16 protein-coding genes and 1 pseudogene are annotated in these 24278 nt (G+C 72.0%); 5 read left to right on the forward strand and 12 right to left on the reverse strand.

Features of this window, described 5'->3' with window-relative positions; genetic code table 11:
- Nucleotides 1–55 precede the first annotated feature (55 nt).
- The 3 genes from ACZ4SW_RS29270 (at nt 56) to ACZ4SW_RS29280 (ending at nt 2772) form a co-directional block, all read left to right on the forward strand.
- Complete coding sequence (locus ACZ4SW_RS29270; RefSeq protein WP_468251630.1) at nt 56–1204, forward strand: alpha/beta fold hydrolase; 1149 nt, start codon at nt 56–58, stop codon at nt 1202–1204.
- 83 nt (nt 1205–1287) lie between these two features.
- Nucleotides 1288–1854 (forward strand): ester cyclase, encoded by a 567-nt coding sequence (locus tag ACZ4SW_RS29275; RefSeq protein WP_468251632.1) that lies wholly within the window; start codon nt 1288–1290, stop codon nt 1852–1854.
- Between the two features lie 24 nt (nt 1855–1878).
- The gene (locus tag ACZ4SW_RS29280) at nt 1879–2772 is read left to right on the forward strand and encodes a hypothetical protein (protein WP_468251633.1); all 894 of its coding nucleotides are present in this window, start codon (nt 1879–1881) and stop codon (nt 2770–2772) included.
- A gap of 58 nt (nt 2773–2830) precedes the next feature.
- On the opposite strand, the gene ACZ4SW_RS29285 is transcribed toward ACZ4SW_RS29280, so the two are convergent.
- Complete coding sequence (locus ACZ4SW_RS29285) at nt 2831–3448, reverse strand: TetR/AcrR family transcriptional regulator (RefSeq protein WP_468251635.1); 618 nt, start codon at nt 3446–3448, stop codon at nt 2831–2833.
- A 68-nt stretch (nt 3449–3516) separates the two neighbouring features.
- Between ACZ4SW_RS29285 and ACZ4SW_RS29290 the strand changes: the two genes are divergently transcribed.
- Entirely contained in the window at nt 3517–4851 is a 1335-nt protein-coding gene (locus tag ACZ4SW_RS29290) for an alpha/beta fold hydrolase (RefSeq protein ID WP_468251636.1), read from the forward strand.
- Between the two features lie 363 nt (nt 4852–5214).
- Here the strand turns inward: ACZ4SW_RS29290 and ACZ4SW_RS29295 are convergent.
- Nucleotides 5215–5654 (reverse strand): annotated as a pseudogene (locus ACZ4SW_RS29295) (VOC family protein).
- Between the two features lie 677 nt (nt 5655–6331).
- On the opposite strand from ACZ4SW_RS29295, the gene ACZ4SW_RS29300 reads away from it, so the two are divergent.
- Entirely contained in the window at nt 6332–7177 is an 846-nt protein-coding gene (locus tag ACZ4SW_RS29300) for a methyltransferase domain-containing protein (protein ID WP_468251694.1), read from the forward strand.
- Between the two features lie 612 nt (nt 7178–7789).
- Here the strand turns inward: ACZ4SW_RS29300 and ACZ4SW_RS29305 are convergent.
- The 10 genes from ACZ4SW_RS29305 to ACZ4SW_RS29350 all read right to left on the reverse strand — a co-directional run bounded on the left by ACZ4SW_RS29305 (nt 7790) and on the right by ACZ4SW_RS29350 (nt 24100).
- Nucleotides 7790–9580, reverse strand: coding sequence for a 2-isopropylmalate synthase (locus tag ACZ4SW_RS29305; RefSeq protein ID WP_468251638.1), 1791 nt, complete (start codon nt 9578–9580; stop codon nt 7790–7792).
- A 25-nt stretch (nt 9581–9605) separates the two neighbouring features.
- Nucleotides 9606–11210: an amino acid adenylation domain-containing protein gene (locus tag ACZ4SW_RS29310; RefSeq protein ID WP_468251639.1), complete on the reverse strand. Its 1605-nt coding sequence runs from the start codon at nt 11208–11210 to the stop codon at nt 9606–9608.
- Between the two features lie 188 nt (nt 11211–11398).
- Nucleotides 11399–12088: a thioesterase II family protein gene (locus ACZ4SW_RS29315; protein WP_468251640.1), complete on the reverse strand. Its 690-nt coding sequence runs from the start codon at nt 12086–12088 to the stop codon at nt 11399–11401.
- Entirely contained in the window at nt 12085–13383 is a 1299-nt protein-coding gene (locus tag ACZ4SW_RS29320) for a condensation domain-containing protein (RefSeq protein WP_468251642.1), read from the reverse strand. The genes ACZ4SW_RS29315 and ACZ4SW_RS29320 overlap by 4 nt, the downstream gene beginning before the upstream one ends.
- Nucleotides 13376–14671 carry an MFS transporter gene (locus ACZ4SW_RS29325; RefSeq protein ID WP_468251643.1) on the reverse strand — a complete coding sequence of 432 codons (1296 nt, stop codon included), beginning with the start codon at nt 14669–14671 and terminating at the stop codon, nt 13376–13378. Before ACZ4SW_RS29325 ends, ACZ4SW_RS29320 begins: the two co-directional genes overlap by 8 nt.
- Nucleotides 14668–16479, reverse strand: coding sequence for a condensation domain-containing protein (locus ACZ4SW_RS29330; RefSeq protein WP_468251644.1), 1812 nt, complete (start codon nt 16477–16479; stop codon nt 14668–14670). The genes ACZ4SW_RS29325 and ACZ4SW_RS29330 overlap by 4 nt, the downstream gene beginning before the upstream one ends.
- A complete protein-coding gene (locus ACZ4SW_RS29335; RefSeq protein WP_468251646.1) occupies nt 16476–17597 on the reverse strand; it encodes a MupA/Atu3671 family FMN-dependent luciferase-like monooxygenase in 1122 nt (373 codons plus the stop codon). The genes ACZ4SW_RS29330 and ACZ4SW_RS29335 overlap by 4 nt, the downstream gene beginning before the upstream one ends.
- Entirely contained in the window at nt 17594–20626 is a 3033-nt protein-coding gene (locus tag ACZ4SW_RS29340; protein ID WP_468251647.1) for a type I polyketide synthase, read from the reverse strand. Before ACZ4SW_RS29340 ends, ACZ4SW_RS29335 begins: the two co-directional genes overlap by 4 nt.
- Before the next feature lie 87 nt (nt 20627–20713).
- The gene (locus tag ACZ4SW_RS29345; protein ID WP_468251649.1) at nt 20714–23791 is read right to left on the reverse strand and encodes a non-ribosomal peptide synthetase; all 3078 of its coding nucleotides are present in this window, start codon (nt 23789–23791) and stop codon (nt 20714–20716) included.
- A 3-nt stretch (nt 23792–23794) separates the two neighbouring features.
- On the reverse strand, nt 23795–24100 hold the full coding sequence (locus tag ACZ4SW_RS29350) for a phosphopantetheine-binding protein (RefSeq protein WP_468251650.1): 306 nt from the start codon (nt 24098–24100) through the stop codon (nt 23795–23797).
- Nucleotides 24101–24278: the final 178 nt, after the last annotated feature.

Consider the following 24278-nt stretch of genomic DNA (forward strand, 5'->3'; position numbering starts at 1 on the left):
GCTGCTGCTCAACGACGGAGCCGGCGGATCATCGATCGAACAGCTGCGACTGGCGATGCGCATCGGCTTCCCCTCGTTCGCCGGCGCCATGAGCCGCAACTTCGACCTGGTCGCCGTCGACCCGCGCGGAGTGGGCCACAGCACCCCGATCCGCTGCACCACGCCCCTCGAACCGGTCGGCGTCACCCACTTCCCGCACAACAAGGCGGAGTTCGACGCACTCGTGGCCCACAACCGCGCCTTCGCCGCCAACTGTCCGCGCGAGAACGGCCCCCTGGTCGCCCACACCGACCTGACCAGCACCGCACGGGACTTCGAAGCCGTACGCACCGGGCTCGGCGAGAAGCAGCTGAACTGGTACGGCATCCACTACAGCACCCTGCTCGGACGCACCTACGCCCACCTCTACCGCGGCCGGCTGCGCACCATGGTCCTGGACACGGCGCTGGACGACACCACCACACCCGCCGAGCGGATCCGCCGGGAAGCAGCCACGGCGGAAGAGGCGTTCAACCGCTTCACCGCCTGGTGCTCGGCATCGACCGACTGCGCCCTGCACGGCAAGGACACAGCGGCCGAGTACGACGCCCTCGTCGCCCGCGCCGACCGCACCCCGATCCCCACCGCCGACGGCAGCCGGACCCTGACCGGCGAAGACATCCGCACCGCCACCCAGGACTACCTGACCCTCTCCGGCGTCACCTGGCCCGCCCTCGCCCAGGCCGTTGTCAAAGCCCAGGCAGGCGACGCGAGCGACTTCACCTACGAACCCGACGACACCCTCGACCCCGTGCAGGTGCAGGTCTCCGCCTGCCTGGACACCGCACGCCCGGTGACCACGTTCGACCAGCTAACCCGCCTGCGCAACGACCTGGCCCGGATCTCCCCGCACCTCGGCGGCGCCGTGCGCTCCTGGACCGCCCTCACCGGCTGCCTCGGCTGGCCGATCCCCGCCCACCCCGTCGCGGCCGGGTCTCCCATCCACGGCGCGCCTCCCGCGCTCGTCGTGCAGTCCACCCACCAGGCGCTCGCCCCGCACAGCGCGGGCTTCGCCATGGCGGCCCAACCGCCCGGCAGCGTCGTCCTCAGCCGCGAAGGCGACGACTACAGCATGTTCCTGCTCTCCCAGTGCGTGCGCGACGCCACCAACCGCTACCTGACCACCCGCGCCCTGCCCGCGCCCGGCACCACCTGCACCGACTGACACCACAGCCCGACCGGCACCGACTGACACCACAGCCCGCCGGCACCACCGCTCTCCACCACACAGATATGCGAGGAACCTTCATGACCACCACCGCCCGCCCCCGGATCCGCCTGCTTGTCCCCGCCGCCGTGGCCGCCCTGGCCGTCAGCGCGACAACGGCCGCAGCATCCACCTCGTCCTCCGCCCCGGCAGCTCATTCGGTCACCTCCCCGGGCCACCGGGCGGCCGTCAAGAACCCGAAGGCGATGCTCGACGCGTGGCTGCGCCTGTGGAACGGCGACTACACCCAGGCGCAGACCTTCATCTCCCCGGACTTCACCGTCCACGCCGCCCTCCTCGACGGCGGTGACGGCAGCAGCATCCGCGGCACGGACGGCCTGGTCACCTGGATCGCCCAGACCCGCGCAGCCTTCCCCGACCTGCGCTTCTCCCTGCAGACCGATCCTCTGATCGCCCGGGACCGCGCCTCGGTGCGCTGGACGGCCACCGGCACCTACGCCGGCGGCTTCCCCGGGACGAAAGCCGCACCCGGCACCGTCGTCACCTTCACCGGCACCGACACACTGCGGATACAGGACGGCAAGTTCGTGGAGTACTGGCTCAACTCCGACACCCTCCAACTGCTCACCCAGCTCCGGGCACTGTGACGCACGCTCCGTTGGTCCTGGCCCGTGCCGACGAGTGTCGTACGCTCGTCCCCGGACGCCTTGTTGTCAGTGCCGCCTGTCATGGTTCTGATCATGTTCGACGGACTTCATGACATCGACTGGGCGTCGATGGAACACGCCTACGGCTCGGCTGAGGAGGTACCGGCGCTGCTGTGGGCGCTGCGCTCCCCGGACGCGGAGGAACGCCACAAGGCCCTCGACCGTTTCTACGGCGCGGTCCGCCACCAGGGCAGCGTGTACCCGCCCACGGCAGCCGGCCTCCCCTTCCTGTTCGAGATGGCCGCCGACAGCGCCACGCCCGAGCGGGCCGCCGTCGTCGCGCTGATGGTCAGCATCGGCCGGGAGTCCCTCGACCGGGGCTTTGAGGACGACGGCACCGAGATCGAGTACTACCCCCCGATGGGCTGCGCGCAGGCCATTGCCTTCCTGCGCGAACGGGGTGCGCAGTTCGCCGAACTCGCTCGCCCTGGCCGCCCGCACCGCGAACAACCTGAGGCTGCGCCACCCCCTCCGTCACCGGCTCGTCGGACTCGGGACATCGACGGCCCTGCGACACGGACGGAGGGCGAACACCGCGCGGCTACGGCAGAATCCCAAAGTCGAGTGGGCACCTGCGGGCGCCCATACGGCACCCCATGCGCACACGAACATGCCTGCGTCCGGTGTCCGATGCTCCGCGTCGACCCGCAGCAGCGGCGACGTCTGGAAGAGATCATCCGCAACCTCGGTGACCGCATCGAGGAGGCCCGCGTCAACGGCCTTCTCGCAATCCAAGGACTCCACATCAGCCTCGAAGCCGCCCGCAACGAACTCGCCTCCCTCGACCGCCTCACCAGGAACCGCAACCGCACTCCAGTCTCCCTGGGCATGCCAATCATCTCGGGAGAGAAGCGATGAGACCACGCACCCGCACCCCAGCAGGTACCAGCAAGCCGGGATACCGGCCCTGATCCTGTCAAGGAGCGAGTTCTGCTTGGCGAAGGCTGCGGAACACCGCCGGGGTCGTCCAGCCGCGCAGCGTGGCGTGAATCGCCGATCGGAATGCGGCCTCGGCTGTCGCGGTGTCGAGCGCTCCGGCCAGTTCGAGAGTCACGAGCCCATGCAGAGTTCCCCAGATCGACAGGGCGATCGACGTTGCGCTGCCAGCGAGGACGGACGCCGTCAAGGCGCGGTCGATCGCCGCGAGGAGCGGACGGATCGGGTCACCGGCACCGACCTCCCCCGACGGGTCGAAGGACTGCACGCCACCGAACAGCACCGTGTACAGGTGGCTGTGTTCGCGCCCCCAGCGACGGTAGGCGACGGCGAGCGCGTAGAGGTCGGCGAGAGGGTCCGCGGAGGCCTGCACCGCCGACAGTTCCCGGAACAGGCCGGCGACGGCTCTGTCGCGCACCGCACCGATCAGCCCGTCCTTGCCGCCGAACAAGGAGTACACCGCCGTCGTAGACGTCTCGGCGGCAGCGGCCACGGCGCGGACCGTGACCGACTCTCGCGGACGGGTGGCGAGCATCTCGGTCGCGCACACCACAAGCCGCTCTTTGACGACCTCGTCGTTTGTTCTCGGCCTACCCACGACCCGCAGCCTACCCTCTCTGATAACGTCGTTTTGAAACAGTGTTTTAAAACCGCTGGAGGCCCGCCTTGTCCACGTCCGCCATACGTCTCGTCCGCTACACCGGACGCTTACTCCTGGCCGTGGCCGTCGTCGTGACGCTGGTCGTCGTCTTTCTCGCGCTGATCGCCCTTACGAACGGGGCAGGCTCGGGGCTCGCCGCATGGTCGACGACCTTTGGAGCCGGGACTGTCCTCGCCACGTGGCGGGGACGGCGACGCACCTGGCCGGCGCGGCTCGTGCCGTTCCTGCCGGTGGTCGTCGCGGCAGCGATGACGGCGGCGGTCTGCATCCCGACCGTGCCGACGGCCCGGCGGTACCCGCCCGCCCTGCCGTTCGTGACCACGCAGCACTGGAGCCTGACCACAGGCAGCCGGGTCGCCGTATACCACTACCCGCCGGCGAACCCCGGCCCCCGGTATCCCGTCCCGTTGGTGTACCTCAACGGCGGACCGGTCCGCGGCATCTCGGTGCTCGACCACCGGTTTCTGCAACTCCTGGCACGCCAGGGCTACGACGTCTACGCCTACGAGCAGGCCGGTGGCGGACGAAGCGACCTCCTCCCCATGGGCCAGTACACGATCTCCAGGTCGGTCCGCGACCTCGCCGCCTTCGTCGACCACCTGAACAAGGGCAAGGTCGACATCCTCGGCTTCTCCTCGGGCGGGACCGTGCTCACCCGAGCCCTGGCCGACCCGAACGTCGCCGCACGCCTGCACCGAGCGATCATCGCCGAGCCGGGCCCCATGGACGGCCCCACCGCGCACATCACCGGGCACGGGGGCCGGAAATCCGCACGGGGCCTCGCGCCGGCCATGACCGGACCGCGATCGACGCACGTCCCCCGGTACGCCGTGGCGTTCGGACTCATGCGACTGGGACTCCTCACCCCCGACACCGGACTGATCGGACAGGCCGAAGGCGACAACGCCTTCACCGCCGCAGACCTCGGCAGCGACACCGCATCCGCGTACTGCGCGCGCGACGCGCACCGCATCCCCGCCGAGAACACCGCACAGAACTTCTCCTTCAGCCCCGCCGCCAGCCTTCGCGTCGAGCAGACGGTCAAGGACTCGCCCTCTATTGCACCGCTGCTGAGGCAGTCCCGGACCCCCGCGATGCTGATGATCGCCGAGTGCTCCTCCCAGGTCCGTCAATGGGAGACCACCGTCCTCGCCGACGACCCCGCCATCCAGCGCACGCAGTACATGCCCGGAGTCGGACACCACATGTGGAACGGCCTGGACGACAACAACGACCGAGCCGCCGCCGTCATCACTGCGTTCCTTCAGGACAAGCCGGCACCCCTGCCGGACCATCCGACCCGCGACGAGATCCCCACCTTCCTGCGCGACCACGAATGAAGCGTTGCAGCGCGTCACCGGCCACGGCGGGCGAATCCTCCAGGCCGCACGAGGCCCTGCGCCAGGTACAGCCGGGGCGAGATACTGCGGAAGGCGGCGAAGTCTTTCGCCGAGGAGACGCGCCGGTGAACCGAGAAGCTCGCTCCGGGCTGTCCTCGTGAATTTCCGTGAACGCAACACACACTCTGCGGTCCAACGGAACATGTGGCTCAACGGGCGAAGGGGCCGAACGTCGTCATAGCGAGCCGGAGCGCGGGTGCGGGCGGTACGGCAGTCACCCGGGGCCGTTTCGCAGCCTCCGTGGGGTGGTTCATGCATCCGGCGGATTGTTCTGATGGCCCACAGGTCGGCCACGAAGGGCCGTTAGCTGATCTGTTCGGCCAGGGCGAGGATGATGCATGAGGGGCCGCGGAGGTAGCAGAGGCGGTAGATGTCCTTGGACTGCGCTACCTCGCCGATCAGTTCGGCGCCATGGCAGTGCAGGCGGGTGATGGTGTTGTCGATGTCGTCGACGGCGAACATGACCCGGTGCAGGCCCAGCGTGTTCGGCGGCGGGTTGTGCGATCCGTCGCCGATCGCCGCGGGGGTGTGGTACTGCGCGAGCTCGAACTTGCCGTGGCCGTCCGGGGTCCGCATCATCGCGATGTCCTGCGGACTCCGTCGAGTCCGACGGCCTGATCCGCGAAGAGGCCCTCGATCTGCGCCGTGCCCTCGACCTCCATGCCCAGTTCGGTGAAGAAGGCGACGGCGGCGTCCAGGTTTTCGACAACGATGCCGACGTTGTCCATCCGCTGAAGCGTCATGGCGGTTCTCCCTCTGTGTTGCGCGGCCCTTTGAGGCCACCGGTATACCCAGGACCGAGCCGGCGGCCCATTCTCGACACCCGTGAACGGGCCGAGTTCCTGAGGCCCGTTTCCGGCCCCGCCCCGGGGTGCCCCGATCGCCGAACGAGAACCCGCCCGTACCCGACACAGACAGTCGAGGAAGTGGAAGCCCTCTGTCGGGCGCTCGAATGAGACACCCCGGAGAGCCCGGAGAGCCGTCCCGCTGCGGCTCGCCTGCCCAGCCCGGCCGCAGCTCCGAATCCGCCCTGACCCTCCCGTCCAGTTCTCCTGCTCGGCTGCTACCTGCCGGCCGACGCCACGGAAATGCCCGCGCGACGCCGACGGTGAACGACCGGGTCGTCGACTTCATGCGTCGCGCGGCACGCGGCGGCACGGGCCGTGCGACCTGCTCCCCACCGGTCTCTCGCGTCGTGCCGGCCCGAACCCTTCGGCCATGAACGTCCTCACCCGTAGTCACACGAAAACGGGCAGAGCGCACCCACTCGGTGTATGGAACTCGACCGCCACGGCGCTGAACTCCGGCTGTGTGAGACATCCCTCTCCCGTCGCCGTGGCGCTGGTGGCCTGGGAAGGTCGACCATGTAGTCATGACCTCCTCGCCCCGTCCGCCGCACGTCGGTGACCGACCGGATCCGATGGGCGGGACTACCGTGCTGGGTGGAGAGTCCGCTCCCGCCCGCGGGTACCTGCTGGACAACGCGCGCGCCGAGGCGGGCGAGCGATTCGTTTGGCTGGCCGAGTTGTTCGACGGTGTGACGCGCGGGCACTTCGATCGACTGGGGGTCAGGGCCGGCTCGCGCTGCTGGGAAGTGGGGGCCGGTGGCCCCGGTATCCCGGAGGCGCTCGCGGCGGCCGTCGGTCCGACCGGGCACGTACTGGCCACGGACGTCGACCCGTCATGGCTGAAGGCAGGAGAAGGGTACGAGGTGCGCCGGCACGACGTCGCCGCTGATCCGCCCCCGGAGCCGGGAACGTTCGATCTGGTGCACGCCCGGCTCGTGCTGGTCGATGTACCCGACCGGGCTCGCGCGTTGGCCACGATGGCGGCAGCGCTACGGCCCGGTGGCTGGCTGCTGGTCGAGGACGCCGATACCGCTCTGCAGCCACTGGCATGCCTGGACGACAGCGGTCCTGCGCAGCGGCGGGCCAACCGGCTGCGCGACGCGGTCCGGGAACTGCTGGCGCGCCGCGGCGCGGACCTGCGCTACGGCCGGACGCTGCCGCGGGCATTGCGTGAGGCCGGCTTGGTAGATGTCGCCGCGGCGGGCTGTTTCCCGGTCGGCGGGCCGGCCTGCGACCGGCTGGAGGCGGCGACCATCCGGCACGTGCGCGGCGAGCTGCTTGCGGCCGGCCTGGCCGACGACGCCGAGATCGACGCGCACCTGGCCGCCATCCACGCGGGCACACTCGACCTGACGCTCGCGCCCCTGATCTCGGCCTGGGGACGCCGTCCAGCCGAGCACCCTCCGGCACTCGGGTAGGTGCGGCTCCAGGCGTCGTCCGACCTTCCCACAGCCCTGTTCGTCGAGAGAGGCCAGGCAGCTTCGCGCAGATGCGCGCCGCGTGTCGCCGGAGCCGGGGCCGGCCCTCGCACGAGTTCGAAGATCATGGAGTTCTCGAGGCCCGTGATTCCGAGTGGAACACCGTGCCTGACGACGCATCATCTCCCGCTGTTCTTGACCGAGTCCGCGAGCAGCCCGAACGCCCGACCCGCGTGGCCGACCTCGGCAACGCCGATGTCAAGGAGACCGCGCAGCACATCTCGGACGCCCCGAACCGTCCGGAGACCACCATCCCGAAGCGGGCCGGCAAGAAGATCCCCGGAGGTCTCCCCGCCACGCCGACCGACTACGGCCTCGGGCTGATGCCTCTCGTGCGTGGGATCCCTCCCATCCGCTCCGCCGTGGGCCTCGGCGCCGACGGCCGCGAGGCCGGGCATGCCCCGGCCTCGCGGCGACGGGGCGATGCGGCCGGACGCCACCAGGAGGCCCTCAGGTTCGAGTGTTCGAAGCCGGCCCCGCCGACCTCGAGTTCCCTCATGAGTTGTTGCCGTACATGCCGGCCTGCACGTCCATGGCAGGCCGGAGGAGGAGTCATCCGTGGGCCCGGTTGACCGCGGAGGCCACCGCCGTCAACCGGGCCAGTTCCGCGTCGTCGGTGATGCCGGCGCCGTGGTGGACCGTGCCGTCGACGGTGACCCGAGCGTAGGCGGCGAAGCGGGTACCGACGGTGTCGGGCAGCGGGTGGCAGGTCAGTTCCGGCCGTTGCACGGTGATGCCGATGCCCGCCAGGGCGGCGGCGAAGGCGGTGGCCGCGTCGGCTCCGTCGGCGGTCAGGCGCCGCTCCTCGCCGTTCCCGAGGACGACCAGGGCGGCGAGGGTGACGCCGACGGCGCCGGGCGTCGTTCGGAACTCCTTGAGCAGGAGCCGCGGCCGGTCGAACTCCAGGTACTCCTCGGTGAACAGGGCGTGCAGCTCGCGCGAGGTGAGCTCGCCGCCGTCGTGGTCCGCGGCACGCTGCACACGGCGGCCGAACTCCGCCCGCATCGTGCGCGGCAGCTGCAGCCCGTACGCGGTGTTGAGCACATGTGCCACCCCGCCCTTGCCGGACTGGCTGTTGACCCGCACGACGGACTCGTACGTCCGGCCCACGTCCTGCGGATCGATGGGCAGGTAAGGGACGTCCCAGTGCACCGCGGTGGCAGGCGTACCCGCTTCGGCGGCACGGCGCCCGATCGCGGCCAGGCCCTTGGCTATGGCGTCCTGGTGCGTGCCGGAAAAGGCCGTGTGGACGAGGTCGCCGACGTAAGGGTGACGGGGCGGCACCGGCAGCTGGTTGGCGAACTCAACCGTGCGGCGGATCCCGTCGATGTCCGAGAAGTCCAGCTGGGGATCGACTCCCTGGCTGAAGAGGTTCAGCGCCAGCGTCGCGAGACAGACGTTGCCGGTGCGTTCCCCGTTGCCGAAGAGCGTGCCCTCGATCCGCTCGGCGCCCGCCATGACGGCCAGCTCCGCGGAGGCGACCGCGGTGCCGCGGTCGTTGTGCGGATGGACGGAGAGGATGACCGACCGCCGGTTGTCCAGGTTGCGGTGCATCCACTCGACCTGGTCGGCGAACACGTTGGGGGAGTCGGTCTCCACCGTGGTCGGCAGATTGAGGGTGACCGGGCGGTCCGGACTCGCGTCCCACAGCGCGGCGACGGTGTTCGACAGTCGCAGGACGAACTCCGGCTCGGTCACGTTGAACGTCTCCGGTGAGTACTGGAAACGCAGCCGCGTTCCCTTGGTGGCGTCCGCGCGCCGGGCGACGTGCCCTGCTGCCCGGACCGCCATCTCCTCGACCTCGCGTGTGGTCATCGCGAAGACGACCTCGCGCCACAGGCAGGCGGTGGCGTGGCACAGATGCACCACCGCCCGGTCCGCCCCGTCGATGGCCTCGAAGGTTCGGTCAATCAGTTCGGGCCGGGCCGGGGTGAAGACGGATATCGTCACGTCGTCCGGGATGAGGTCCTCCTCGATCAGCGTGCGGACGAACGAGAAGTCCGCTGCGCTGGCCGAGGGGTATCCGACCTCGATGTCCTTGAAGCCCATGCGGACGAGCAGGTCGAACATCGCTCTTTTCCGCCTGATGTCCATCGGGTCGCGCAGCGCCTGGTTGCCGTCCCGGAGGTCGACCGACGCCCACAGCGGGGCCCTGACCAAGGACTTCGACGGCCAGGTGCGGTCCGTCAGCGGAAGCGGAAGCCGGGCGCCGGACCGCTCGTAGCGGGAAAAGGGCATGGCGGAGCCGAGCTGGGCGTTCCACCACGGCTGATCCGCTCCGCGCGGTCCTGCGGGCGTGGTCAGCCGGGGTGGGACGGGGAGGGGCGACGGGGTTGCGGTCATGTCATGTCTCCCTGGAATCCGGGTCTCAGCCGGCCTGCGCCGCGGAGTGCGGTCCGGCCGCGAAGGCGGTGCGGTCCACCTTGCCGTTGGCGTTGAGCGGCAGCTTCTGCAGATGCGTGAACCGCCTAGGAATCATGTAGACGGGCAGCCGGGCGCGCAGGAACGCGGTGAGGTCGCTCTGCGAGATCGCCTCGCCCGTGTAATAGGCGACCAACTCGGCATCGCTCTCGTGCTCCTGGACCACCGCGACCGCGTCGCGCACGGCGGGGTGCCCGGCCAGGGCCGCGTCGACCTCGCCCAGCTCGATGCGGTGGCCGCGCAGTTTGACCTGGTGGTCGAGGCGGCCCAGGTGGACCAGGGCGCCGTTCTCCCGGCGCACCCGGTCGCCGGTGCGGTACCACAGGTCCCGGGTCAGCGGCGCCGTGCCGTCGTGGACCACCGCCGCCCGCCCCGGGCTCCACTCCACGAAACGGCCCACGTCGTCGGCCGGGTCGAGGTAGCCGTCGAAGCGCTGCACGCCCCGGACGCACAGCTCACCCGTCTCGGCGGGCTCACCCCTGTCGTCGAGGATCACATGGTCCAGGTGCGGCGGCACCTCGCCGATCGGCAGGGTCCCGTTGGCGCCCGGCGCGAGCAGCGACCCCTTCCCGCCGAGTTCCTGCCCCGAGCAGACGATCGCGACCTCGGTCGGCCCGTACAGGTTCCACAGCCGTGCCCCGGGCGCCGCCGCGGCCCACTGCTCGGCCTGTTCGGCGAGCAGCCGCTCGCCACCGAACAGGACGACCTTCATCGACGGCATCGAATTCGGTGCCAGCGCTCCGGTGCGGGCGGCGATGCCGCCCACCGACGGAACGCAGAACCAGTGCGTGACCCGCTTGGCGTTCACGTACGGCGCCGGCCGCACGACGTCGTTGGGCCGGGGCACCACCAGGGCGCCGCCGCCCGCCCAGGTGGCGAAGAGTTCGAAGACCGCGACGTCGAAGGAGATCTCCACGTTCTGCGAGACCCGGGACTCGGGTGTGAAGGCGTTGTACTCGACCAGCCAGCGCAGCGTCGGCACCACGCGCGCATGCCGGATCGGCACACCCCGGGGCCGGCCCGTGGAACCGGAGGTGTAGAGGATGTACGCGACGTCCTCCGGCGACACCCGCACGGCGGGAGCCGGCTGCACGTCGTCCTCGCCGTCCGCTGCTGCGCCGGCCGCCTCGACGTCGGTGAAGGTGACCAGGGGAGGCAGCTTCCGGCCGTCCGTCCCGTCCGCGCTCTTGGCAGCGGCCAGTTCCCCGGCCCGTGCCGTGGCGTGCTCGTCGACCACGATCAGGTCCAGATCCGTCATGTCCGCGATGGCGCGGAGCCGGCCCGCCGGGAAGGACGGGTTGAGCGGGACGACGGCCGCGCCGAGGCGGAGCGCGGCCAGATAGCCGGTGTAGGTGGTGAGGCTGCGGGCCGCGAGCAGTCCGATCCTGGCCGGGCGGTCCGGTAGCTGCCGGGCCATGACGGCGGCCATCCGGGCTGCCGCGGTGTCCAGTTGCCGGTAGGTGAGCGCGGTGTCCCGCACTTCCAGCGCGATGCGCTCGGGGTGGCGTTCGGCGCTGGCGGCGAAAAGGTCGACGAGGGTGGCGGGTTCCATCGGGCACGTCCTGTTCTTCGCGGTTTCCGGGCGGTGCGGCGAGGCGCGGAGGGCAGTGGCAGCAGGACTCGGGGCGAACTCGCACCTCGAGCACGGGGCGTCCGCTCAGCCGCGGGCAGTCGGCACGCCTCGGGCACCGGGCGTGCGCACAGGTCGCTCCCGGGGAGGCACGCCTCGCTCTCGGGAGCTCACACCAGTTGCTCCAGCGTCTTCCACAGCTCCGGCCACCAGTCCGTCACGTACATGTGGCCCCCGGCGAACTCGACGGCGTCGAAGCCGGCGGAGGTGAAGGCCTTCCAGTCCAGCCACCCCTGCTCGGGCACCAGGTGGTCCTGGTCGCCGCGGATCGCCGTGATCGGGACGGGCAGCGGATCGCGGGCGGGCGGCACGTAATCGGCCAGCAGGTTCACGTCCGCCCTCATGACCGGCAGCAGGATCTCCCGCAGCCGGGGGTCGGCGTACTCCGGTATGTCCCGGCACGCGATGGCCCTGGCCCGCGCGACGACCTCCTCGTCGTCACCGTCGAGCCGTTCGGCCTGCCGGTGGGAGGGGCTGACGGAGCCGCTGACCACCAGGTGCCGGGGCAGCGGGCCGCCGGTGTCGACCAGGTGCCGGACGGCCTCGTAGGCGAGCAGCGCGCCGAAGCTGTGCCCGAAGACGATGAACGGCTGTCCGTCCGCCGCGGCTTCCCGGATGCGCCGCGCGGTTCCGGCGGCGGCCTCGGAGAAGTCACGGTAGAACGGCTTGCCGAACTCCCGCTCCCGGCCTGGGACCTGGATGGGTACGGCGCGCAGTGCGGCGGACTCCTGCAGCTGCCAGGGGCGGTAGACGCCCGCGCCCGCGCCCGCGTAGGGCAGGCACATCACTGAGGTGGTCATACGGTGTTCTCCTGGCCGAGGGATCGGGTGGCGGCGTCGGCGCACAGCAGGCCGAGCTGGTCGTCGAAGGCGCGCAGCAGGGCGGCCGACCGGCCCTGCCAGGGGCTGCTGAGCGGGGCCTGGGCGACGCAGTGCAGGGTGCCTGCGGGCAGCTCGGTCACCTGGAGCTGGATCTCCGCGTGCCCACCGACGGGTGGCACGGGGAGGGCGCGGATGCGCACCGGGCCCGCGGCGTGTTCCGCCCGCTCCCAGTTCTCGAAGGCGAACAGTGCCTGGTAGACGGGCATCCGCCGGCCGGGCGCCGTCCGGGCGGCACGGATGATCTCGTCGCAGGGCAGCGCGGAACCGATGACGCTCTCGCGCAGGGACCCCCAGACCCGTTCGACGACTTTGGGCCCGGACAGTTCGGGCATGCGCACGGGCAGTGTGTTCGTCAGATAGCCGATCTCGTCGCTCTGGCCGGGCGTACGCGCGGCCACCGGCGTTCCGACGCAGAAGCCGGCGCCGCCGGTGAGTTCGGCCAGTGCCCGGCCGAAGGCCGCCAGCAGCACCGCGTACGGCGAGCAGCCGCTGTGCCGGGCGCGGGTACGCACCGCCCGCCAGCTGCTGGCCGGTAACTCGCGGCTGTCCTCGGCCAGTTCGGCCTGTGCAAGCTGCCGCTGGCTGGGGCCGGGGCCGACGGCGGAACCCGGGAGCGGCAGATCGGCCGCTCCGTCGAGCATCGTCCGCCAGTGAGTGGCGAGTTCGGCGTGCCGGGCGGGAGTCAGGGCGGCGGGCTCCGCCCGTTCGCGGACGGGCAGCACGGGGTCCTCGCCCGTGACGGCCAGGGCGTAGGCGCGGGACAGGTCGGCGGCGAAGATCTCCTGGGACATCCCGTCGAAGGCGATGTGATGCACCGCCAGGTAGACCGTGGCCCCCGTGTCGTCCGGTGCCACGGCGGCCCGGAAGAGCCGTCCCGCGCCAAGGTCCAGGGAGTCGTCCGCCAGCAGGGCGGCGGTCGCCTCGTGGCTGCCGGTTCCCGCGGGGAGGTACAGCGGGGGCGGGACGTCCCGGGGAGGGAGCACCTTGCGCACCAACTCCCCCCGCTCGATGACGAAGGCGGTGCGCAGCGCCTCGTGGCGGGCGGCGACCGCGCTCAGCGCCGCCCCGAGCGCACCGTCTTCGACCGGGCCGTCGGCGCGGATCCGGGCGAGGGCCCGGTTGGCCCGGGTCGACGGCGCGATCTGCTCGCCGACCCAGAACTGCCGTTCCAGCGCGGAGGCCCGCTGCACCCGGACCGGTGCGTCGTCACTCACGAACCATCTCCTTGTCGGTGTCCGAGGACTCTCCGGCCGGCGCCGGCGGGGCGTCCATGTCGCGCAGCGCGCGGCTGCGCAGCGAGACGAGCACCAGGACGATGTACGTGGCGCCGAAGCACAGGAGGGTTCCGCGCAGCCCGATGCCGTGGATCGACCAGCCGGCCACGAGGATGCCGATCGGCGCGGCACTCATCCCGACGGCGGAGGTGAGGGCGAAGACCCGGCCGAAGACGGCTGCCGGGACCTTCTCCAGCATCACCGTGGACAGCGCCGGGTTGAGCGGTCCGGCCGCGAGGCCGAGCAGGAAGGAGATCACGATGCTCAGCACCACGCCCGGCATGCCCGCGAGGGTCAGCCGCAGGGCACCGATGACCAGGAAGCAGCCGAGCAGGGTCCAGCGGCGGCTGGTGAGCCAGCGGGCGCTGAGGGGATCGTAGCCGAACGTGCCGACGACGGCGCCGCAGCCGGAGGCGGCCACCAGCCAGCCCAGGTACTGGCCGTTGTGGAGCACCTGGTCCGAGTAGACCGGCAGGATGACCGGGTTGAAGGCGTCGTCGAGGAAGTTGGTGACGAAGACGAACGCCGTCATGGCGCCGACCACGGGTATCCCGCGGACCAGTTTGGCGCCCTCGGCGAGCTGCCGCAGGAAGCCCTCCCGGCGCTGCGCGGCGGTGGCGTGACCGGAACCGTGGGGCACGCCGACCGCGACGAGCAGGGCTGAGAGCAGGAAGGAGGCGGAGTCGACGTACATGCCGGTCACCGGCCCGGACACGGCGATCAGCAGGCCGGCCAGTGGTGCGCCGACCAGCAGGCCGAGCCTGGGAGCGCCCTGCATCCAGGAGTTCGCGCTCGCCAGCCGGACCCCGCCCTGCTCCGCGAGCGGCTTGATCAGGCTCTGCCGTGCGGCGCCGGTCGGCGTGGAGCCCAGGCTGCGGCCGAAGAGCAGTCCCATCAGGACGGGCAGCGGCAGCCCCACGGTGTTGCCGAGCAGCGGGACCGCTCCGATGGAGACGCCCGCGACGACGTCGCACAGCACGCTCATCCGTTTGCCACCGACGCGGTCGATCCAGACCCCGCCCACGGCTCCCGCGAAGATCAGCGGAAGGGTGTTGGCGAAGCCGGCCAGTCCGGTGGAGACGGAGCTGCCGGTGGCGTGGAGGACGTACAGCGGGACCGTGATCACCGTGATGGCGTTGCCGAACGACGACAGGTAGTGCGCCAGCAGCAGTACGAACAGCGGCCGACGGCGTGGCACCGCTCGCCCGGGTTCCTCGGCAGTGGTCATGGGGTGTCCTCCTGACGGGGGGGAGGCAGGGCGTCGCGGACCGGGGCGCCGCTCGCGTCGGCGAAGAGGCGCTCCAGGTAATCCTCCGAGACCCCGACCACACCGGGTACCGCGGTGTCCGGCAGGGTGCCCGGCCGCAGCGGGTTCCCGCCCGCCAGGAGCCGTGCGGTCAGTTCGGCGGGCGTAGTGCCGGGCGCGATGTCCCGGGGTCCGGCGTCGAAGCCCGCCCCGCGCAGCAGTCGGGCCAGCCGCGCGGACAGCAGCGGGGTGCCTCCGCTCGCGGCGAAGGCGTCGTCCGGTCCGGCGGTGTCCCGGTCGAGCGCCTCGCGCCAGGCGGCGGCGACCGTGTCACGGGCCCGGGCGGCGGGGCTCACGAGCGGGGTGTCCGGGGAGGTGGCGAAGAGCTCGACCAGTTGCAGCAGCCGCCGGGCGAGCCGGTCGATCGTCTCCGGCTCGAACAGGGCGGTGCGGTACTCGAACCGGCCGTAGACCAGGTCGCCGAGGTGCCACCAGGCGACGGTCACGTCCATCGAGGAGATGCCCTCGGGCACGGCGTTGGCGTAGACGGTGGCGCCGGGCACCTCGTAGGAGACCGTCTCGGCGAGGTCCAGGTGGACCAGCATGGTGCGCAGCAGCGGATAGCCGTGTGCGGTCCGCTCGGGAGCGGCGGCCCGGACGATCTCGCCGAACGGCGTCTCGTGGTGGGCCGCAACGGCCGCGCCCGCCGCCTGGGCCGCGGCCAGGAAGTCGTTCGGGGTGGGGTTCTCGGGCAGCCGGATCCGCAGCGGCACGTTGGTGAGCAGGAAGCCGACCAGATCCTGCACCGCGGCCTGGCCGCGGGTCACGCTGGGCACTCCGACCAGGATGTCGCGTACGCCGCTCTCCTCGTACAGCAGGGCCGCGTACGCGGCCGCCATGGCGTTGGCGACAGTGCTGCGGGCGGCCTTGGCGCGGCTGATGAACGCGGCAGCGGTGCCCTTGTCCAGCACGAAGTTGTGCTGGCGGCCGAGCCGGTCCTCGGTCTCGACCGGGTGGTCGTACGGCAGCAGGGGCACGTCCGGTACGTCCGCGAGGTAGTCGCGCCAGAACGCGCGGTGGCGTTCGCCGTACTCGGTCTCGAAGTACGCGCGCTGCCACTGCGCGTAGTCGCCGAACTGCACGGGCAGGTCCGGCAGTTGGGGCTCCCGGCCCTCCAGCCCGGCCTGGTAGGCCTCCAGCAGTTCGCGGTTGAGCCGCACGTACGACCACTGGTCGGTGAAGGAGTGCGGCATGGTCTGCACGACCTGGTGGTCGCCGCCGCCGAGGTCGGCCACGCCGATGCGCAGCACCGGGTCCCGGGACAGGTCGAACGGGCGCCGCACCTGTTGCCGTACGAACTCCCTGCGGCGCAGCTCCTTCTCCTCGGCCGGACCTCCCGACAGGTCGACGAAGGTGAGGTCCGCGCCGCGGTCCGGGTGCAGGCGCAGCCGTGGCTGCGCGCCGTCCACCTCGACGGTGCTGCGCAGCAGTTCGTGCCGGCGCACCACGGTGGACACGGCCTCGTCGAACACATCGCGGTGGAACTCCCCGATGAAGCGCAGTCCGAAGCCGAGGGTGTAGGTGACGGTGCCGGGGTAGAGCTGGTCGAGGATCCACAGGCGTTCCTGGTCCATGCCCAGGGGCGCGGTGTCGCGCGGCCCGGTCCGCGGCACGAGTGGCGGCGGCCCCTGGCGCTTGCGGGACAACCGTGCCGCCAGAGCGGCCCGTTGCTGCGGGGTGAGGCCCGCGAGCCGGGCCGTGAGGGCGGCTTTGTCGGCGGCTGCGGTCATCGGTCACGCTCCGCGGGGACACAGGAGAACAGGGCGGGCAGGGCGGCCAGCACCTCGGCGGTGGGCAGGCCGAAGTCGACCAGGTAGCCGACCTCGTCGGCGCCCGCCTCCCGTAGCTGTCCGAGGACGGCGGCCGCCTTGGCGGCCGGTCCCAGCAGGGAGGGACCGGCCAGGTAGTTGAGGTAGGCGCTCTCCAGCAGCAGCGTCTCGTCCTCGCCGGGCGCGGTGGTCTGGCTCCGGTACGCCCTCAGGTAGCCGTGCATCGCGGGGCGCAAAAAGTCCTCCAGGTCGGTGCGTTCGCTGACATAGGCGTGCACCATGACCACCACGTCGCCGTCCCCCGGGTGGCCGGCGCGGTGCCACTCCTCCCGGTAGTGGGCGATGTTCTCCCGCAGTTGCGGCATCGTCTGGCCGAGCAGCGCGGTCATCACGCCGAGCCCGGCGCGGGCGGCCGATGCGAAGGTGGCTGAATTGCCCGCCGAGGTGAGCCAGACGGGCATGTCACGTCGTACGGGCGCGGGGCCGGTGCGGACGGCGGCGGTGCCGCCCGCGGTCGTGGGGTGGCTCACTTTCTCGCCCCGCCAGTGGGCCCGTACCTGGTCGATGATCCCCAGGGTGGTCTCGCGCCGCTGCGCGTAGTCGGTCCGGGCGAGGACGAAGTCGTCGGGATGCCAGCCGCTGGCGAAGGAGATACCGGCCCGGCCGCCGCTGAGGTTGTCGACGACGGACCAGTCCTCGGCGATGCGCGCGGGGTGGTGCAGGGGGGCGGCGACGCTGCCGGCCCGGATCTGCACCTGTTCGGTCTGCACGGCGACGGCCGCGGCGAGGACGGCCGGGTTGGGCGAGTGCCCGCCGAAGTCCACGAAGTGGCGCTCCGGCAGCCAGACGGCGTGCAGTCCGGCGGTGTCGGCCTGGCGTGCCGCGTCGAGGACGAAGCGGTAGTACTCCGGTGCGGAGACGGCGTCTGCGCTCGCGAAGAAGTAGAGGCTCTGCCGCCCGGGAGCGCCGGCGGCCGCGGCCTCGGCGGGTTCGCGGGCCGTGCGGTGCTGGAGCCTGCGCCCGAGGAGCCTGCGCTGTTCGGGGGTGAGGGCGGCCAGGCGGCGGGACAGGTCGGTCACGGCACTTCCTCGATCTCGTTCAGCAGCCGTAGGAGTTCCTCGTCGTCGCGTTCGCCGGCCAGTTCCTCGGCCCGGCGGATGAACGCGGCCAGGTCGGAGTGCTCGTACAGGTCCCCGAGCACCAGGGCGAGGAGCAGCGTGTCGTTGATGACGCTGATGAGCTGAGCGGCCTGAAGCGAGGTGCCGCCGAGGGTGAAGAAGTTGTCCTCGGGGGCGAGGGGCGCACCACCGAAGGCGTCCTGCCAGATCTCGGTGATCGCGGTGGCGATCTCGCTCGCCTCGGGGGCCGGCTGCGCGGCGGGAGCGGCCGGCCCGTCGTCGGTGGCGGGAGGGTCGGTCTCCTGGACGCCGTGCGGGATGTCGCCCACGCCCACGTCGTCGGACGGCGTGTCGGGCGCATCGATCCAGTGCCGGGTGTCCGCGAACGGGTAGCGCGGCAGCGGCGCGGGCCGGTCCGGGCGGGGCGGCGCGAGGTCGACGGCGCAGCCGGCCGCCCACATCCGGGCCAGGGCGGTGTGGCGGGCGAGCGTCACGTCCTGGCCGGAGCCGCCGAGCATTTCGACGATCCGGGGCGGCCGTGCCGTGCCCAGGGCGCGGGCCGCGCGGCGCACCGGGTTGGTCAGCGACCGGCTGCCGCCCACACCGACGACCACGTCGCAGGGCCCGGCGAGCAGCGTGCGGACTCCGTCGGCCAGCCGTACCGTTCCGCGGAGCTGGGCCGCCCAGTAGCCGGGGTCGATGGCTTGTTCGGGCGTCAGCTCCGCACCGGAGACGTTGGAGATCACCCTGGTGCGCGGTGCGGACAGCCGCAGCGGGCGCAGGAAATCCTCGAAACGGGCGGCGGCCTGTTCCATCGAGCGGGTGTGGAAGGCACGGGAGGTGGCGAGCCGGGTGGTGGCGAGCCCGCGCTCGGCGCATCGCCGTTCGATTTCGGCGACAGTGGCGTGGTCGCCTCCGAGGACCACGGCGTCGGGGCCGTTGACACCGCACAGGTCGGCGGGGAGCCCGGCGACGATCCCGCGTGCGGCCGCCTCGTCGAGCGGCACGGCGAGCATCGCTCCGGGCGGGGCCTCGCCCATCAGTGCCCCGCGCCGGACCACGGCCGCCGCGGCGTCCTCGACGTCGAACACCCCGGCGTACGCGGCGGCGGTCAGCTCGCCGATGCTGTGTCCGAGGAGGGTGTCGGGTCGTATGCCCCGGCGCTCCAGCCACCACAGGTGGGCCAGGCCGAGGGTGAACAGCAGCGGCTGTACGACCGCGGTGTCCAGCAGCCGCGGGTCGTCGCCGTCCCAGGTCCTGAAGTCCCGCAGGTCGGGTCCGCCCGCGCGCAGCACGGCGTCCTGCAACCGGGTCAGGTCGGCCGCGAACGCCGGATCCCGGTCGGCCGGTGCGTCCGACGCCGACAGCCGCACGCCCTGCCCGGGGAGCAGGACGGCCACGGTGGGCTCGGACCGGGCGGGTGGCACGTCCGCGCCCTCGGCCACCTCCTGCAGGCCCTTTCGCAGTGCCGCGTGCGCCTGCTCGGGCTCCGGGGGCAGGGCGATCGCGGCCCGGTGCGCCAGGTGGCGCCGCCCGTGCCAGAGGGTACCGAGAACGTCGCCGAGGCCGGTGTCCGCTCCGGGGCCGTCCAGCCAGGTGGCGAGGTCCCGGGCGCGGTCGCGCAGGGCTTGGGGTGTGGCGGCCGTCAACACGGCCACACGCGGCTCGTCGCGGGCTTCCGGGCCGCCGGCCGCCCGGGGGCCGTCGGCGGCGGGTCCGGCGGCACCGGGGGCGAGGATCACGTGCGCGTTGGTGCCGCCCAGCCCGAAGGAGCTGACGGCGGCGTGACGCGGCACCGTCCCGCTCCACGGCCGGGCCTGGCGGGGGATGAAGAACCTGGCCGCGCCCAACTCGGCGTCCGGGCCGTCGCCCGGCTGGGCGGGGACCGGCGGCACGGTGTCGTGCTGGAGGGCCAGGACCGTCTTGATCAGCCCCACCACTCCGGCGGCGGTGTCCGTGTGGCCGATGTTCGGCTTGACCGCGCCGATCGCACAGCCCGGCGTCGCGACGCCGTACACCTCGGCCAGCGCGGCCAGTTCGACCTGGTCGCCCAGGACGGTGCCGGTGCCGTGCGCCTCTACGTAGCCGATGTCCTCGGCGGCGAGTCCGGCGACCTCCAGGGCCTCGCGGATCACCTCGGCCTGCCCACGCGGGCTCGGCGCGGACATGGCCATCCGGTCGGCGCCGTCGTTGTTGACGGCGCTGCCCACGATGTGCGCCCGCGCGGCCCGGCCCGGCTCCGGCAGATCGGCGGATCGCCGCAGCACCACCACGCCGGCCCCACCGGAGGGAACGGTTCCGCCGCTGCCCCGGGTGAAGGCGCGACAGCGGCCGTCCGGTGCGTAGATGCCGCCCTCGGACCACCGGTACTCGGGCCGCTCCACGGGAAAGACGGTCACGCCACCCGCGACGGCGATGTCGCACTCGTAGGTCAGCAGACTGCGCACCGCCTGGTGGACGGCGACCAGAGAGGTGGAGCACGCCGTCTGCACCGTCATGCTGGGGCCGGTCAGGCCGAGCCGGTACGACAGCGCCGTGGCGAGGTAGTCGCGGGAGTTGCCGAACAGGATCTGCTCGGTGCCCTGGGTGCGCACCACGCGGTCGTTGCGCAGCACGTGGTGGTGCAGGTAGTCGTCGGGTCCGCAGCCGACGAAGACACCGACCCGGCCGTCATCCCGCTGGGTGTCGAGCCCGGCGTCCTCCAGGGCCTCCCACGTCAGTTCGGTGAGCACGCGGTGCTGGGGGTCGGTGGTCGCCGCCTGGGCGTGTGTCATGCCGAACAGTTCGGCGTCGAACCGCTCGTAGCGGTCGATCTGGCCCGCGATCAGCGGCCCGTCGGCCGGGGCCGCGCCGTCCTCCCGGGCGGCGGGCAGGCAGACCCGGCCCGCGACGATGTTCGCCCAGAAGGTGCCGGGGTCCGACGCCCCGGGGACCCGCAGCGCCAGTCCGACGACGGCCACGGCGTTGTCCGGACGGTCCGACTCAGTCATGCCGGTGCTCCTTCAGGTGCGTGCGACCAGGCCGGGAACGAATGACCGGTCGAGGACGGTCCGTTCCCCCGGACCGGACTCGTCGGGTCATGACTGCGCCGGGCGCTGGTCGAGCGCGGCGGCCAGCCGCCTGGGGGTGGAGTTGCGGAAGACGTCCCGCAGACGGACGTCGGGGAAGTTCGCCTCGCGCAGGGCGCTGATGAGCAGGACCGCCTGCACCGATGTGCCGCCGAGGTCGAAGAAGTTGTCGTCCGCGCCGACGGGCACACCGAGGACCTCCTGCCAGGTCGCGGCCATGGCCGCCCAGGGGCCGTCGGCTTCCGCCGGCCGCGCGTCCCGGTCGGCGGTGGGCACGGCCGGCGCGGGGTCGGGCAGCCGGGCGGTGTCCAGCTTGCCGTTCGGGGTCAGGGGCAGTTCGGGCACCGGCGTGAGGGTGGCGGGCAGCGCATGGCCGGGGAGCCGCTCGGCAAGACGGTGGCGGATGTCGTCGAGCGCGTCCGGATGGTCGGTGACGACATACGCGTCCACGCGCGCGGTCTCTGGTCCGCCGGGGGTGCGCACCACACAGGCGGCGGCCCGCACGCGCGGATCCTCCAGGAGGGAGTGCCGGATCTCGCCGAGCTCGATGCGGTGTCCGCGGATCTTGACCTGTTCGTCGAGTCGGCCCAGGTACTCCAGCCGGCCGTCGGGCAGGAAGCGGCCCAGGTCGCCGCTGCGGTAGAGGCGCCGGCCGGGCAGGACCGGCAGGCCGTCCAGGAACCGCTCGGCGTTCAGCTCCGGCCGGTCCAGGTACCCCTGGGCGACGCCGGCACCGCCGACGTAGATCTCCCCGGGCACACCCGGGGGGACCGGGCGTCCGCGACCGTCCAGGACGTGGATGTCCCAGCCGGGGACGGGCCGTCCGATGGAGCGGCTGCCGCGCCGTGCCTCGGCGCGGTCGACGGTGTGCCAGGTGCAGAAGACGGTGGTCTCCGTGATCCCGTACATGTTGACGGCGCGGCAGACGTCCTCGGGATAGCGGTCCATCCAGGGCAGCAGGATGCCGCGGTCCAGGGCCTCGCCGCCGAAGATGAGCAGCCGTACCGCGAGGCCGCCGTCCTGGAAGGCGCGGGTGTTCACGAGTTGGGCGAACGCGGACGGCGTCTGGTTGAGGACGGTCACGCCCTCGGCGCACAGCAGGGCGTGGAACGTCTCGGCATCACGTGAGACGTCGTAGGGGACGACGACGAGCCGGCCGCCGCTCAGCAGGCAGCCCCAGATCTCCCAGACGGAGAAGTCGAAGGCAAGGGAATGGAAGTACGACCAGACGTCGTCCGGTCCGGGTGCGTACTCCTGCTGCGTGGCGGCGAGCAGCGCGACCACGTTGCGGTGGCTGACCAGGACGCCCTTGGGCCGGCCGGTGGACCCCGAGGTGTGGATCACGTAGGCCGTGGTGTCGGGGGTCACTGAGGGCAGCGGCCGGTTCGGATTCTCGGGCTCGGCGTCCACCGGGACCACGCGCAGCCCCTGCGTCCCGGACAGCAGTCCTTCCTGGGTGACGACGGTGCGCAGGCCGGTGTCCTCGACGACGAAGGCGAGACGCTGCGGCGGATAGTCCGGGTCGAGGGGCACGTAGGCCGCTCCGGCGCGCAGCACGGCGAGGACGGCCGTGACCTGGCCGGTGCCGCGGTCCAGGCAGACGCCGACCCGGTCGCCGGGCCGTACTCCGGCCTCGCCGAGCGCGACGGCCAGCGCCCTGGAGCGCGCATCGAGTTCGCGGTAGGTGAGTCGGTCCGCGCCGCAGACGACGGCGATGTTGTCGGCGACGGTGGCGGCCTGCTGTTCGAACAGCTCGGTCAGAGTACGGGCGGGTACGTCGAGCTGCGCGCCGCGCCCGGTGTCGAGCCCTGCGAGCACCTCCGGGTCGGGCAGAGTGTCCACGGCACCGAGCAGCCGCTCCGGCCTCTGCGTGAACTCGCCGAGCACGTGGAGCAGTTGCCGGAAGAACAGGGCGGCGGCCGAGTCGTCGACCAGGGCGCGCTGGTGCCGCAGCAGCATCCGGATCCCGCCCTGCCGGTCGGGCTGCTGGTAGAGGCCGACCGTGAGCGGGAAGTGGGCCGTGCCGAGCCCCTGGTCCTGCTGCGGTACCGCGGTCAGCTCACCGTCGGACAGGTGCGGCAGGGCGTCGATGGCGGCCAGCACCACCTGTGGTGTGGTGCCGGCGGAGGAGGGCCAGACGGCGGACAGGGGCACGTCTGCCTCGCGGTACGCCCGCATTCCGCGCCGGTGCACGGCGCGCAGGAAGTCCGACACGGTGGTCGCGTCGTCGAGGCCGATGGGCACCGGTGTGGTGGTGTTGAAGTACCCGACCGTGGTGGCATGGGCGGCCGGGCGGCGGGAGACGGTGGTACCGACGACCGGCCGGGAGCAGCCGGAGTTGCGGCCGATGACGAACCCCGCGGCGGCCAGCACCACCGAGTGGGTTGTGATGCCGAGGCCGGCGCTCAGCCGCCGGATGCCCTCGTGCAGCGCGGCGGGGATGAGGGCCTCGGCGACTCCGCCGGTCGGCTCGTTCTGGGGCGGCGGGCCGTCCGGCGCGGCCCAGTCGAGGGAGGGCGCGCTGTCTGCGGCGGCGAGTTCGGCACGGATCGCGGCCGCGTCGGCGGTGCGGGCGCTCTGCCGATCGCGGGCGGTCGCGGCCCAGTCGGCGAAGGCGGGACCGGACGTGCGGGGCTCGTCGGTCAGCAGCCGGCGGGCGATCAGTGCCAGGGAGTGCCCGTCGACGACCAAGTGGTGCGCTACGAGCAGGAGGTCGGCGGTGTCCGGCCGGTAGCGGAGCAGGACGACCCGCAGCAGCGGGCCCTCGGTCAGGTCCAGCGGGACCCGCAGTTCGTCGTGCACCCGTCGCCGGGCCGCCGTGCCGTCCGGGTCGGTGTCGAGTGTGACGCACCGCAGTTGCGGGCGGTCGGGCACGTCCTCCAGTAACCAGGAGGCTCCGTCCCGGACCACCCTTGAGGCGAGCACGGGGTGGTCGGCGGAGAGTTGCTCCAGTCTCCGGGCCAGGCGGTCGGGGTCGACGGGACCGGTGATCCGGTAGACCGCGTTCACGAGATACGTGGCGGGGTCGTCGGTGGCGTGGTCGGCGGTGTAGAGGTCGATCTGGTTGGGTGCCAGTTGCCAGCCCATGGGTCAGCTCCCCGGGGTGTCGGTGGTGAGCAGACGGGCGATCGCCCCGGCCCCGTCCGCCTCGAGCACGTCGAGGTACTCGATCTCACGCCCCGTCAGTTCGTACAGACGGGTGGTCAGCAGGACCGCGCGGAATGAATCGCCACCGTTCTCCAGGAATCCGGTGCCGGTATCGGCGTCAGGGCCCAGAATCTCGCTCCAAAGATTCTCCGCCAGGACCGCGGCCTCACCGGCGGAGGCACCGGGTGGATGTAAATTCGATTCCACTAAAAAGTCCCCCGAATTCCATTGGTCCGAATTCTTCGCCACGCCTGCGCGGTGACGGAATTTCCCCGGGCCGGCCGGGCGCCCGTCGCCGGGTCGCCGCCTCAACTGCCCATGATCTCAAGGACCTGCAGATTGAATACCCGGGTCACGCTACAGTGCCACCCATCGGTGATCAACGTGACGCACGTCACACTGTCAATGTCCCATTACACGCGGAAAT

It is taken from the genome of Streptomyces sp. NPDC028331 (assembly GCF_055565775.1).

Excerpts from the sequence above, each read along its gene's own strand:
- ACZ4SW_RS29270 (WP_468251630.1), top strand. The coding sequence starts at position 56 with ATGCGCATCGGCTTCCCCTCGTTCGCCGGCGCCATGAGCCGCAACTTC.
- ACZ4SW_RS29275 (WP_468251632.1), top strand. The coding sequence starts at position 1,288 with ATGACCACCACCGCCCGCCCCCGGATCCGCCTGCTTGTCCCCGCCGCC.
- ACZ4SW_RS29300 (WP_468251694.1), top strand. The coding sequence starts at position 6,332 with ATGGGCGGGACTACCGTGCTGGGTGGAGAGTCCGCTCCCGCCCGCGGG.
- ACZ4SW_RS29305 (WP_468251638.1), bottom strand. The coding sequence starts at position 9,580 with ATGACCGCAACCCCGTCGCCCCTCCCCGTCCCACCCCGGCTGACCACG.
- ACZ4SW_RS29310 (WP_468251639.1), bottom strand. The coding sequence starts at position 11,210 with ATGGAACCCGCCACCCTCGTCGACCTTTTCGCCGCCAGCGCCGAACGC.
- ACZ4SW_RS29315 (WP_468251640.1), bottom strand. The coding sequence starts at position 12,088 with ATGACCACCTCAGTGATGTGCCTGCCCTACGCGGGCGCGGGCGCGGGC.
- ACZ4SW_RS29325 (WP_468251643.1), bottom strand. The coding sequence starts at position 14,671 with ATGACCACTGCCGAGGAACCCGGGCGAGCGGTGCCACGCCGTCGGCCG.
- ACZ4SW_RS29330 (WP_468251644.1), bottom strand. The coding sequence starts at position 16,479 with ATGACCGCAGCCGCCGACAAAGCCGCCCTCACGGCCCGGCTCGCGGGC.
- ACZ4SW_RS29340 (WP_468251647.1), bottom strand. The coding sequence starts at position 20,626 with ATGACTGAGTCGGACCGTCCGGACAACGCCGTGGCCGTCGTCGGACTG.
- ACZ4SW_RS29345 (WP_468251649.1), bottom strand. The coding sequence starts at position 23,791 with ATGGGCTGGCAACTGGCACCCAACCAGATCGACCTCTACACCGCCGAC.